The organism is Flavobacteriales bacterium (genome assembly GCA_021296215.1).
GTDB lineage: Bacteria > Bacteroidota > Bacteroidia > Flavobacteriales > ECT2AJA-044 > ECT2AJA-044.
This window is the reverse complement of the sequence record JAGWBA010000072.1, coordinates 1-12368: the sequence shown is the minus strand read 5'-3', so window position 1 is coordinate 12368 and position 12368 is coordinate 1. Positions and strand designations below refer to the sequence as shown.

Genomic DNA, 12368 nt, shown 5'->3' with positions numbered 1-12368 from the left:
AGCCATTATCAATCATCAGGAAGGTATACCGGCCTTCTTTAATAATCGCAGTACTAACGCACATGCCGAGTCACTTAACTCTCAAAGGAGTTAGCGATACGAAACTGTTCCTCTATAGAATCCAAAAAGTATTCGCCTGATCCTGCTACTCCCCATAAAAAAGACCTGATCCCTGACAAAGAAGGATTAAAAAACCATTTAGGGATGGGTAAATCCACCCAAGGAGTTCTTTCAACCATACCTTGCGTTAAGCGAAACGACCTTGCCGCCCATGCGGCAAGCTGACTAGAAGCTGCGAATTTACTGAACTACAGGGTCAATAATACGAGCTTCCATCTTCATCGTCGTACCCATACTGGTCAAAGGAGTCATCGCCGTCGAAGATGTCGTCGGAGCCTTTACTTTCGCCATCTTCACCTGCACTGTCCCAGTCTTTGTCCGGGGCTTCGTCAGGAGTGTTGCCTACAGAAAGAACCAATTGTGGGTAATCGACTCCGCTTTCGGGCTCAAAAATGTCCATCACTTCGACGAAAAAGGTCCACATACTCAAGAAATCGTACACGTACAGCATGCGCTGATTCTTCTTTTCGAGCTTTTGATGTATGGCCAGATCCGACATTCCTTCCTGATCATCGCCCATGGCGAATAGAGGCAATTCATCGCCTTGCTCCCAATCGTCGTCACTTTCGTAGAAAGAGGCCATCTGGGTTCCGTCAAAACCAAAAGCCTGCTGAATGCTGTTGTGTAGGTCTTCAAATGTAGAGTCGTGCCGGATCTCGATGTCTCTAAAAATATCATCCTGACTGTCCAGGATCACGCGCATTCTATAGATCATAGCTTGTTATTTTTTAGGGTTCAGCCCTTGTTCCGACGCGAGCTCTATCATCATTTTCCAGGCTTCCTCGCGTTCGTTTTTTATTTTTCCTTCTAAAATGGCCTCTTTAATGGCGTTCTTGATATCGCCAATGATCCTACTCGGTGGAACATCAAAGGTGGTCATGATGTCCTCACCGCTGATCGGAGGCTCAAAGTTCACGATCCGATCTCGCTCTTCGACCTCTTTCAGTTTTTGTCGGACGATTTGATAGTTCCGCAAGTACTTCATGCGCTTCCACTCGTACTGAGTAGTCATGTCGGCTTCGCATAGCAGCATCAGGTCACCTACATCTTCTCCGGCATCAAAGAGCAAACGCCTAACCGCGGAATCGGACACCTCTTTACCCGATAAGGCAGTGGGTCGACTGCTCATTTTAACCAGCTTCTTCACGTACTTCATCTTCTCGTTCATCGGCAACTTCAATTTACGGAAGATCTTGGGGATCATCTTGGACCCCACGAATTCGTGTGAATGAAAGGTCCAACCGATCTTTTTGTCGTACCGTTTTACCACCGGCTTTCCAATGTCGTGTAAAAGAGCTGCCCAGCGCAACCATAAATCCTCGGAGGTCGCCGCCAGGTTATCGGTCACTTGTAAAGTGTGGTAAAAATTGTCCTTGTGCGTTTGGCCGTCAACGTCTTCAACACCTTTAAGGGTTAGTAGCTCGGGAAAAAAATGTTCGAGCAAACCGGTTTCTTCCAAGAGCTTCCAGCCAACCGAGGGCCTTTCAGCCATCATGATCTTGTTCAGTTCATCGGTTATCCGCTCCTGAGAAATAATCTCAATGCGCGCGGCGTTGCGCGAAATGGCTTCAAAACTCTCTTTTTCGATCTCGAATCCGAGCTGAGTAGCGAACCTAATACCCCGCATCATGCGCAAGGGATCGTCACTATAGGTGCGACCCGGATCAAGTGGAGTCCTTACGATTCCATCATTCAAGTCACGCACTCCGCCAAACGGGTCAAGCAACTCTCCGAAGTTATCTTTGTTAAGCCCAAGCGCTAGTGCATTAATGGTAAAATCGCGACGCTTTTGATCGTCTTCCAGAGTTCCGTCCTCAACGATCGGCTTACGCGAATCGGCCCTGTAGCTCTCTTTTCGCGCTCCTACGAACTCGACTTCCCAGTCACCGTGACGCAACATCGCCGTGCCGAAATTCCTGAAGACCTGTACCTTGGGTTTGTGGGGCAATAATGCGGCTACGGCCTCGGCGAGTTCGATCCCGCTCCCTACCGCTACGATGTCCACGTCCTTGGGTCGGCCGCGATGCAATAAGCAGTCACGAACGTACCCGCCTATGACATAGGTCTCTACATTTTTAGCCTCAGCGGCGCGCTGTATATAAGCGAATATCTCGGGTTCGAGGTGCGATTCCATCCATTGGATTTAGACGGCTGCAAAGGTACAAAAGCTATAGCTTCCCAGTGCGCCGCAAATCCCACATCTTGAGATAGCGCATGCGCACGGCATAGGCCTGTAGGTAGCTGATCGCTAGCCCTGGAACGGCGTCTCTGAATCCACCCTTCAACCAATAGTGTTTGAAAAATCTAAAGGCTGGCTTACACCACAAATGGTAGAATCCGATGCGCCCGGTTTTGGGGTGGTAATCGCGCGCTTGCCAATCGGCATAGCGGTTGAGCTTGCGCACATAGGCGTTGAGCCCCAGATAGGTGTCGTGATCAATGGAGTTCTTCAATTGCCCAACGGGTCCATCCGCGAGCACCTCGGCGTGCACGTGCTTATTTTCGTAGCGGCATTTACTCTTCCTAAAGAGCCTGATCACCCGGTCTCCCTGCCAACCCGAATAACGGATCCAGCGGCCCATGAACTTGTTTCTTCGCGGAATCCAAAACGCCACCTCCAAAGGGTCTGAGGCCACGGTCGCTTCCACTTCGGCCCGTAGGGCCATAGGAACTACCTCGTCGGCATCGAGCAAAACGATCCACTCGTGGCTAGCCTGCGGAATGGCCCAGTTCTTTTGCGACGCGCTGTTCTCGTATTCGCGCTGAATGATGCGTGCCCCGTGTTTCCGCGCAATGTCCAAACTCGCATCCGTGCTGAACGAATCGACCACCAACAATTCATCGGCGAATTTCACCGATTCTATGGCGGCCTCGAGCGTCTGCTCCTCGTTAAAGCATGGAATTATGGCGGTAATTTTCTCCACGAGCGAAAGTTAGCGGTTTTTGACAACGCGCAAATACTCGTTGTACAGTGCCCGAGTAGTGCGCTCCAAGGTGAATTTCTGAAGATGCTCCTCCAGTTCTATAGTATGCGACTCGCGGCGCGATGCAGCCCTTACACCCTCCACAATACTTTCCGGCTTGTGCACGTCGACATACGTGCCGAAAGCACCGGCGGCTTCCTTAAAACACCCCTTAGCGTTGGCCACGACCGGCGTGCCTTGGAATAACGACTCGATGATCGGAATCCCAAACCCCTCGAAAAAACTCGGATATAAGGTCAGTTGAGCCCCTTTGTACAACGCCGGTAAAAAGGCCATTGGCACATCGTCGAGTATCTTCACTCGATTCTCGAGACCGAGGTCCGCGATCCGCTGATCGACCTCCTTCTGATGATCGGTCTTTCTGCCAACCAAGACCAAGGTCGTTTTATCCAGCATGGCAAGGACCTCCAAAGAACCTAGAACGTTCTTACGCGGTTCAATGGTTCCGACCTGAAGTACGTACTTTTCGGGCAGTTGGTATCCCGTGCGAATTTGCTGAACGGTCTCCGGTTTAACTTCTTTCTGAAATCCGGGGTGACACGTTTGGTAAACCACGGCGATCTTTTCGGCCGGTACCCGGTAAAACTCGATGAGGTCTTTTTTGGTCCGCTCACTTATAGCGATGATCCGATCGGCCGAAGCACAAGCCTCTTTGGTCTTGCTGCGGTAGATCATGCGATCGATCCGTTTGTAGTAGTCCGGAAATCGCTCAAAGATCAGGTCGTGCACCGTAACGATCGATTTACCGTTGAATGCATCGATCCCCGAAGGCAGCTCATTGGATAACCCGTGAAAAAGGTCGACCCCATCTTCATGTAGGTCGCTGACGATACCTTTCCGCCTCCAAAGGGCAGGGGCGAGGCGATCTTTCCATGCACTTGGATATTTCCGCTGTAAGCGGTCGTGACCGAAATCAAAGCCGTCGCCTTTTTTGGGCGAATAAAGCACGTATTCATTCGCCGACTCCAGGGCACACAATCCGCGGATAACATCGCGACTGTAATTCCCCAGGCCGGATGAGTTATGCTCGGCCCGCTTTCCGTCGAATCCTATCTTCATTACACGGCTACGTTGTGATCGCGCAAGGCTTGATTCAAGCTCGTTTTCTTGTCCGTACTTTCTTTTCGCTTGCCGATGATCAACGCGCACGGAACATTGTAGGTTCCGGCCGCGAACTCTTTCGGCACGCTGCCCGGAATTACCACAGAGCCGCGGGGTACTCGTCCGCGGATCTCAACCGGCTCGTCACCGGTAACGTCAATGATGCGGGTACTGGCGGTCAATACCACGTTGGCTCCCAACACGGCTTCGCTCTCGATATGAACTCCTTCGACCACGATACAGCGCGACCCAATGAAGCAGTTATCTTCTATGATCACCGGGGCCGCTTGCAACGGTTCTAGAACTCCGCCGATTCCGACTCCTCCACTCAAGTGAACATTCTTTCCTATTTGGGCGCAGGAACCTACGGTCGCCCATGTATCGACCATCGTGCCGGAATCTACGTAGGCTCCGATATTCACGTAAGAAGGCATCATGATGACCCCGGGAGCAACATATGCCCCATGGCGAGCAATGGCGTGGGGCACAACCCGCACACCCAATTCTGCATAATTTGTTTTCAGTGGAATTTTATCGTGGTACTCGAAAATGCCGACCTCGAGCTTCTCCATCTTGCGAATAGGGAAGTAGAGCACGACCCCTTTCTTGACCCATTCGTTCACCTGCCATCCATCGTCCGTGGGCTCGGCACAGCGCAATTCACCGCTGTCGATCAATCGCACCACTTCTACAATGGCCTCAATGGTATCGGGCTGCTCAAGTAGGGAGCGATCGTCCCAAGCCGCTTCGATCTTTTGTCTCAATTTTTCCATGGCGTCAAAGATAGAAAAACAACCCCGCCACCACAGGGGGTGAATGGCCGTGCTCAGTCGTGCATCGGCCCGTAGGGCCATAGAGTTAATATTATATTAAACAACTATAAATTTATGTAAAACATAAATAAATGTATATTTGAACCAAATTTAAAGATTATGAGTGAAGACAAATACATTTCTTGGGCACGCTTCCTGTTGCGGTTGTCTCCGGTCTTTCTGGGGATCTTTGCAACGGCGATCGTCATTTTCTTGGTTCATTGGCATTTTGATCCGCAATTCTACAGTAATGTGGAAGCCCGGACCTTGGGGAATGCGCGATTCGGACTTGCGCCATTGACCCGGGTGGGTAGTGGCGAGGCCGCCGTTCCGTTGAGCGATATTCCGAATATCATGCTCTATTGGGTGTTTATACGCACAGCGGCATTTGTGGCCATGGTAGCGGCGATCATGCAGCAAGGGCTTTGCGTACTGAGCAACTTGGCCACCTTGAAGACCTTTTACGAAGAAAACATAAAGGCCTTTGAGACCATGGCCCGATACGCTTTTTTCATTTCGATCCTGAGCAGCTTCAATTTTCTACTGACTTCGGATAACTTCTCTTTCGGGCTTCATTTTCCAATTGGGCTGCTGCTTTTTGCGTTGGCCTGTGTCATCATTGCGCGGGTATTCGATCAAGGCCGCCAGCTGTCCGAAGAGCAAAAACTCATCGTATGAGCATAGTCGTCAATATCGATGTTATGCTCGCGCGTCGTAAAATGAAGCTCAAAGATTTGGCGGAACACGTGGGCATTAGCGTCACAAACCTATCTTTATTGAAAACCGGTAAGGCCAAAGGGGTGCGTTTTGAAACGCTGGCTGCCATTTGCCAAGCGCTCGAATGCCAACCCGGAGATCTCCTCGAATACAGCGAATCATGAAAAGGTCATTTCTCCTTTGTTTTCTTTTTTTGGCCCTCACGGGCCGATGGGCAACTGCGCAGAAATATCCCGACACATCGTTTAGCCCGCCCATCGTCGACCCTTTATTTGAACCGGGTGAAGGAGCAACCGTCTACATCGACGGAGCGCACAATAACTTTCATAAGCTCGATGGCGGTTACCGCGCATTTGCATCCTCCTCGAACGCGATGGCTATCAGGTAAAGGCGAATGGCCAACTATTTACCCGCGAAAGCCTCGAGAAGATGGACGTACTGGTGATATCCAACCCGATCAATGCTCAAAATCAAGGCCGTTGGTGGCGACCTATATACTCGGCCTTTACCGATGAAGAAGTGAAGGCGGTGGACGAGTGGGTAGCCTCGGGCGGACGACTATGGCTGATCGCCGATCACATGCCCTTTGCCGGAGCAGCGGCTAACCTGGCCAAACCTTTCGGTGCCACATTTCACGATGGATTTGGTGCCGATACCACGCAGAACGGAGCCACGCTTTTATGTAGATCGTGCGGAACCTTGGCCAATGACCCGATCGTGAACGGTATCAGGCCCTAATTGCGGAGCGACAGCATCTACTCCTTTACCGGACAGGCCTTTGAGGTCAATGACGCTTTCAGGAACATTATGCCCCTCGATGAAAAATGGCTCAGCTTGGAGCCCGACACAGCGTGGCGATTCAACTCGGAACCCCCTCGTTTTTCAGCTTCGGGTTGGTCGCAAGGAGCAGTGCGCGAATACGGGAAGGGCAAGGTGATCCTATGGGGCGAAGCCGCCATGTTTACGGCTCAAGTAGTGGAGACGGAGCAAGGGACCTTCAAAGCCGGAATGAATAGCGACCGAGCGTCCAACAACTACAAGCTCCTACTGAGCCTAATGGAGTGGCTCATCGATTGACGATCCCTTCGGTTTTACTACTTTTGCGCTCATGCCCAGAGCACTAGCTTTCGACATAGGTAAAAAGCGCATAGGAATTGCGGCAACGGATGAACTTCAGATGATCGCATCTGGTTTAAAGACCGTGGCTCCGAATGAGGTATTCGCATTCGTTTCAGATTACCTCGACCGCGAGAACGTCGAAGTCTTTGTCTTGGGTGATCCGCGCCACCTGGATAACACGGAAGCCGAGAGCATGCCCTTGGTCGACCAGTTCGAAAAATCGTTGAATAAACGCCATCCGCAGGTGCGGATCGACCGGGTCGATGAACGCTTCACTTCCGTAATGGCCTCGAGGGCCATGCTGGAAATGGGCATGAAAAAGAAGGACAGAAAAAACAAAGCCAACGTCGACGAGATCAGTGCCGTATTGATCTTGCAGTCGTGGCTCGATCAACAATCAAGGTGCTCATGATATTACCGATCGTAGCATATGGAGACCCTGTGCTTCAACAAGAGGGGAAAGAGCTAACTCCCGGTCATCCGGGCTTGTCGGAACTCATCGATAACATGTTCGAAACCATGTACTCGGCCCACGGAGTAGGTTTGGCTGCACCGCAGGTTGGGCAAGGACTGAAGCTATTCGTCGTTGATGCATCTCCATTCGCCGAGGACGAACCAAGCCTGGAAAACTTTAAAAAAGTATTCATCAATCCGGTGATCCTCTCCGAAGAGGGCGATGAATGGACCTTCAATGAAGGGTGTTTGAGTTTTCCCGACCTGCGTATTGATATCGATCGACAAGAGCAAGTAACGATTCGTTATCAGGATCGCGATTTCAATACCCATGAGGAAACCTACACCGGATTGGCTGCCCGGGTGATCCAACACGAATACGACCACGTTTACGGTATAGTCTTTACCGATCGGGTAACACCTATTCGACGCAGAATGCTGAAAGGTAAAATGAATAATATAGCCAAAGGGAAAGTGCAGGCCGATTACAAAATGCGCATTTTCTCTTCAAAAGGAAGTACTATCAAATGATGAAAAAAGCATTGCCCTTATTTCTCGTTTTAACCTTGTCATTTGCGTGCCAGTCGCAGCAACCCGAGGCGGTTCGAGCGATCGAAGCACAAGAGGCTATTCTTTTTAACGACACCACCGGAGTCGTAGATCCCAAAGCCGGAGCAACAATGATCGAGCTCTATTTAGCCTATGCCGATAGCAACGTCGCCGACACCGCTCGAACGGCGGACTACTTGTTCAAAGCTGCCGAGGTGTCGATGGGCATTGGGGAGTATTGGAAATCGATACAGCTCTTCAATCGCATGAAGCAGACCTATCCGAATCACGAACTGGCGCCTGAAGCCTTGTTCTACCAAGGCTTTATATTTGAGAACTACGTTGGGCTTACCGAATATGCGCGGAAGTCGTATGCCGAATATCTACAGAAGTACCCCGAAGGAGCTCGGGCACAAGATATTCGCAATACTTTAGCAGTAATGGATCGCCCTATCGAGGACGTAGTAAAGGATTGGGAACAGAATCAAAATCAAGGAACGGAGAAGGAATGAATTTAGAAGGAATTTTGTCGATTGCCGGAAAACCCGGTTTGTATAAACTCGTCGCTCAAAGTCGCAGTGGTATCATCGTGGAGTCTCTGCTCGACGGGAAACGCATACCCGTAAGTCAGGCCTCGAACATTTCGGCCCTTAGCGACATCGCAATCTTCACTTGGAGTGAGGAGAAACCCCTTAGCGAGATCTTTAAGGCGATCAAGGATAAGGAGAGTGGACCAACACCGGTGAAACACAAGGACAGCGGTGCTAAGCTAGTAGCCTACTTTGCCGAAGTGGAGCCCGACTACGACACCGATCGCGTGTATGCTTCAGACATCAAAAAGGTGATTCAATGGTACAATCTGTTGGAGGAAAAAGGGCTTCTTGAGGCCGAAGCCGAATCGGAAGCTGAATCAGCCGCGAGCGAAGCCAAAAAGGACGAAGAAGAATAAATGCTTGAATTGACCCCGAAAAAGCGCCGGTTCATATCCGATGAACTGGCTATGGACGATTGGAATCAAATTGAACCGTATTACGATGAGCTCGAGCGCAGAGCATTGAATTCGGTTGATGATCTGGAGCAATGGTTGCGGGATCGAAGTGAACTCGAAAGTGCGCTCGCCGAGGAGCTTGGCTGGCGTTATATTCACATGAGTCGCGATACGGCTAGTGAAGAAGTTTCCGCTGCTTACAAGATCATGATCGCGGAGGTACTGCCAAAGGTCGCACCCAAAGAGCATGCCCTGAATGTCAAAGCAGTAGAATCTCCCTTTTTTCAGAAGCTCGATCACGATACCTACCGTATTTATACCAGAGGGATTCGTGAGCAGATCGAACTGTTTCGCGAGGAGAATATCCCACTTCAGACAGAACTAGCCGAATTAGCTCAGAAATACGGAGCCATCACGGGTGCCATGGAAATTGAGTGGCATGGCGAATCGATCACCTTGCAACAAGCCGGTGTTCTGTTGAGGGAGAACGATCGCTCCCTTCGGGAGGATGTGTACCGGCACGTGCAACAGGCGCGTTTGGCTCGAAAAGATGAGCTCAACGAACTGTTCGACCAACTCATTGCAAAGCGTCAACAAGTTGCACGAAATGCGGATTTTGAGAACTATCGCGATTTCAAGTTTAAAGAACTGGGCCGGTTCGATTATTCAGTGGACGACTGTATCGATTTTCACAAAAGCATCTCCGAGGCCATCGTTCCGGTCGTACGCTCGTTCGATGAGGGCCGAAAACAAAGAATGGGGCTGGATACTCTGCGGCCCTGGGATACGCACGTTGATCCCGAAGGCCGCGATCCCCTTCAGGTCTTCGACGGCACTGAAGATGACTTGCTCGCTAAGACACTGAAGGTCTTTATGGCCGTTGATCCATTTTTCGCCGATTGCCTGGTGAAGATGGACGAAATGGGCCACTTGGATCTTGAATCCAGAAAGGGCAAGGCACCGGGTGGATACAACTATCCGCTGTACGAAACAGGTGTTCCGTTCATCTTTATGAATGCCGCCGGTGTGTTGCGCGATTTCGTGACCTTGGCACACGAAGGTGGACACGCGGTGCACAGTTTTTTGACTCGCGATTTCGAGATCAAGGAATTCCAAAGAACTCCATCCGAAGTGGCTGAGCTAGCTTCCATGTCGATGGAGCTCATTAGCATGGAACACTGGCACTTGTTGTTTGACGATGAGGACTTGACTCGACGTGCCAAGAAAGAACACCTGGAAAAAGTATTGGAGGTATTGCCCTGGATCGCAACGATCGACAGCTTCCAACACTGGCTTTATACGCACGATCACGACGCATCCGGCCGAGAGGCCGCCTGGCTCGAAATAAAGAAGCAGCAAAGTGCCGGAGTGGTCGATTATTCGGGGCTCGAAGACGAGCTGCGCAATCAATGGCAAGCGCAATTGCACCTTTTTGAAGTGCCGTTCTACTACATCGAGTACGGAATGGCACAGTTGGGGGCGATCGCCATTTGGCGTTGGTACAAAGATGATCCGGTTCAGGCGCTGGCCGATTATAAAGCTGCGCTGCAGCTGGGATATACTAAAGGTATCGGCGAGATTTATCAGCGCGCCGGTGTACGGTTCGACTTCAGCCTGAACTACGTGCAAGAGCTGGCCGATTTCGTGTACAACGAATGGAAAAACCTATAAGATGCCCAGTCACTCGACCTCGGAAAAATTAGAGGCCTTACAACGATTGCTGACCATTATGGACGAGCTCCGCGAGCAGTGCCCTTGGGATCGCAAGCAAACCATGGAAAGCCTGCGCCACCTCACCATCGAAGAAACGTACGAATTGGCTGATGCTATCCTAGATGCCGATTTGGAAGAGGTGAAGAAGGAGTTGGGCGACTTAATGCTGCACATGGTATTTTATTCGAAGATCGGCGACGAAAAAGGCGCTTTCGATGTGGCCGATGTGCTACATTCGGTATGCGATAAACTCGTCGAACGCCACCCGCACATCTACGGCGATGTGGAGGTTCAGGATGAGGAGGAAGTGAAGCAGAACTGGGAGAAGATCAAGCTCAAAGAAGGCAAAAAGAGCGTACTCGAAGGTGTTCCCAAGAGTTTGCCTGCGCTGGTGAAAGCATCCCGCATTCAGGACAAGGCGCGCGGGGTTGGGTTCGACTGGGATAACCGCGATCAGGTCTGGGATAAGGTACAAGAAGAACTGAACGAATTCAAAGAGGAAGTCGATTCGGGTAACGCAGAACGCATGGAGGGGGAGTTTGGCGACCTACTTTTCTCGCTGATCAACTATGCGCGCTTTATCGATGTAAATCCCGAAGATGCACTCGAGCGCACCAACAAGAAGTTCATTCAGCGTTTTCAGCATATGGAGATGGCCCTGCGGGCCGATGGGAAATCCTTGGCCGATATGACCCTCGCGGAGATGGACGTGTATTGGGAAGCGGCGAAGAAATGATCTACATCGACATCATTTCCTGAATTTTCACTTCACAACTTTCCAATCTCCACGAAAGATGCGGGTATCCATTAACGAGTTCCACAGCATCGTTCTCGTTTTCGGCCTGAATGATGGAATAGCCACATATGGGGTCAGTTCCATTATCAACGGTGCTGTCTGCTTTAATGATGATTGCAAGACCGAGTGGAGCACCCCTGTCGAGAAGTTTATCTCCACCTTTCCCGGCCCATTCAGTCCATAGATTCATGAATTTCCCCTTTCCTTTGACCAACCATCACGAGACGCATGAGTTCATCGAACGGAGCGCGGCAGGTCAATAGATTTTTCTTCAAAGCGATATAGATTAGATAGCCACACTGAACATCCACTGTACCCCGAACTCGTCGGTACACAGGCCAAAGTAAGAGCCCCAAAAGGTCTCGTTCATTGGCATGGTCACCTTACCGTCTTTCGATAATTCATCGAACAATCGATCAGCCTCCTCACGTGTGTCAATGTCCAAAGACACCGACATATTGGTGCCAACACTGAAATCCGGGGCCCACTGTCCGCCCGTATCACTTCCAAAAAACGACATTTTATCATTCACCTTCAAGGAGATATGCATGATCATATCCTTCATTTCTTCCGGTATGGGCATCCCGTCTTGTGGAGGCATTTCTCCGAAGGTGGATACCGATTCGAATTCTCCACCGAAGATGGATTTATATCGGTCGAAGGCTTTGCGGCAAGTGCCAAGAAAATTCAAGTAGACGGAGTAGGAGGTCATAGCTAAAGGAGTGATTTTGATTTGATATCAAGTTAGATAAAAAACACAAACGGCGGGTATTCACCCGCCGCTTATGTCATTAACCTAAACTGAATCTACTATGAAAAGAAAACTACTCCTATATCGATGCCAAGTTGGGCTTTTTACAGGACAAAGATCTACTTGATTTGTCACCCGTAAATAACCTTAAAAAGAACGTTGTGTTAAGTGATTTCAGAACCCTTGGCTACGGGTCACGTCCATTTTGTGGGGAGCGTTTGAAGAATTGCTACATTTCGTTCAAAAGAAATGGGGGATTTGGTAT

18 protein-coding genes are annotated in these 12368 nt (G+C 50.2%); 11 read left to right on the top strand and 7 right to left on the bottom strand.

The annotated features are described in order from the left end of the window. Positions 1-316: 316 nt before the first annotated feature. From J4F31_10490 to J4F31_10470, 5 genes are read right to left on the bottom strand one after another with little or no spacing between them, the layout of a single operon-like run. Entirely contained in the window at positions 317-835 is a 519-nt protein-coding gene (locus tag J4F31_10490) for a hypothetical protein (GenBank protein ID MCE2496985.1), read from the bottom strand. 6 nt (positions 836-841) lie between these two features. After that, positions 842-2254: an HD domain-containing protein gene (locus J4F31_10485; protein MCE2496984.1), complete on the bottom strand. Its 1413-nt coding sequence runs from the start codon at positions 2252-2254 to the stop codon at positions 842-844. A 34-nt stretch (positions 2255-2288) separates the two neighbouring features. Further along, the gene (locus J4F31_10480) at positions 2289-3044 is read right to left on the bottom strand and encodes a glycosyltransferase family 2 protein (protein ID MCE2496983.1); all 756 of its coding nucleotides are present in this window, start codon (positions 3042-3044) and stop codon (positions 2289-2291) included. A 9-nt stretch (positions 3045-3053) separates the two neighbouring features. Beyond that, positions 3054-4163, bottom strand: a complete 1110-nt coding sequence (locus J4F31_10475) for a glycosyltransferase family 4 protein (GenBank protein ID MCE2496982.1) — start codon at positions 4161-4163, stop codon at positions 3054-3056. Next, positions 4163-4978, bottom strand: a complete 816-nt coding sequence (locus J4F31_10470) for a 2,3,4,5-tetrahydropyridine-2,6-dicarboxylate N-succinyltransferase (GenBank protein MCE2496981.1) — start codon at positions 4976-4978, stop codon at positions 4163-4165. Before J4F31_10470 ends, J4F31_10475 begins: the two co-directional genes overlap by 1 nt. A 159-nt stretch (positions 4979-5137) precedes the next feature. Between J4F31_10470 and J4F31_10465 the strand changes: the two genes are divergently transcribed. The 11 genes from J4F31_10465 to mazG are packed head-to-tail and all read left to right on the top strand — an operon-like array spanning position 5138 to position 11292. Continuing rightward, a complete protein-coding gene (locus J4F31_10465) occupies positions 5138-5695 on the top strand; it encodes a hypothetical protein (protein MCE2496980.1) in 558 nt (185 codons plus the stop codon). Then, positions 5692-5898 (top strand): helix-turn-helix transcriptional regulator, encoded by a 207-nt coding sequence (locus J4F31_10460; GenBank protein MCE2496979.1) that lies wholly within the window; start codon positions 5692-5694, stop codon positions 5896-5898. The genes J4F31_10465 and J4F31_10460 overlap by 4 nt, the downstream gene beginning before the upstream one ends. Then, positions 5895-6122 carry a hypothetical protein gene (locus tag J4F31_10455; protein ID MCE2496978.1) on the top strand — a complete coding sequence of 76 codons (228 nt, stop codon included), beginning with the start codon at positions 5895-5897 and terminating at the stop codon, positions 6120-6122. Before J4F31_10460 ends, J4F31_10455 begins: the two co-directional genes overlap by 4 nt. Before the next feature lie 41 nt (positions 6123-6163). After that, positions 6164-6472 carry a hypothetical protein gene (locus J4F31_10450; GenBank protein ID MCE2496977.1) on the top strand — a complete coding sequence of 103 codons (309 nt, stop codon included), beginning with the start codon at positions 6164-6166 and terminating at the stop codon, positions 6470-6472. Then, entirely contained in the window at positions 6473-6811 is a 339-nt protein-coding gene (locus tag J4F31_10445; GenBank protein ID MCE2496976.1) for a hypothetical protein, read from the top strand. It begins immediately after the preceding gene. A 31-nt stretch (positions 6812-6842) separates the two neighbouring features. Beyond that, the gene (gene ruvX / locus J4F31_10440) at positions 6843-7265 is read left to right on the top strand and encodes a Holliday junction resolvase RuvX (GenBank protein MCE2496975.1); all 423 of its coding nucleotides are present in this window, start codon (positions 6843-6845) and stop codon (positions 7263-7265) included. After that, positions 7262-7837 carry a peptide deformylase gene (locus J4F31_10435; GenBank protein ID MCE2496974.1) on the top strand — a complete coding sequence of 192 codons (576 nt, stop codon included), beginning with the start codon at positions 7262-7264 and terminating at the stop codon, positions 7835-7837. The genes ruvX and J4F31_10435 overlap by 4 nt, the downstream gene beginning before the upstream one ends. Continuing rightward, on the top strand, positions 7834-8367 hold the full coding sequence (locus J4F31_10430) for a hypothetical protein (GenBank protein ID MCE2496973.1): 534 nt from the start codon (positions 7834-7836) through the stop codon (positions 8365-8367). Before J4F31_10435 ends, J4F31_10430 begins: the two co-directional genes overlap by 4 nt. Continuing rightward, entirely contained in the window at positions 8364-8804 is a 441-nt protein-coding gene (locus J4F31_10425) for a DUF5606 domain-containing protein (GenBank protein MCE2496972.1), read from the top strand. Before J4F31_10430 ends, J4F31_10425 begins: the two co-directional genes overlap by 4 nt. Next, complete coding sequence (locus J4F31_10420; GenBank protein MCE2496971.1) at positions 8805-10514, top strand: M3 family oligoendopeptidase; 1710 nt, start codon at positions 8805-8807, stop codon at positions 10512-10514. A 1-nt stretch (position 10515) separates the two neighbouring features. Further along, positions 10516-11292, top strand: a complete 777-nt coding sequence (gene mazG, locus J4F31_10415; GenBank protein ID MCE2496970.1) for a nucleoside triphosphate pyrophosphohydrolase — start codon at positions 10516-10518, stop codon at positions 11290-11292. A gap of 1 nt (position 11293) precedes the next feature. Here mazG and J4F31_10410 read toward each other — a convergent pair whose 3' ends face one another. Beyond that, on the bottom strand, positions 11294-11542 hold the full coding sequence (locus tag J4F31_10410) for a hypothetical protein (GenBank protein MCE2496969.1): 249 nt from the start codon (positions 11540-11542) through the stop codon (positions 11294-11296). Between the two features lie 96 nt (positions 11543-11638). Further along, positions 11639-12064 (bottom strand): VOC family protein, encoded by a 426-nt coding sequence (locus J4F31_10405; GenBank protein MCE2496968.1) that lies wholly within the window; start codon positions 12062-12064, stop codon positions 11639-11641. Positions 12065-12368: the final 304 nt, after the last annotated feature.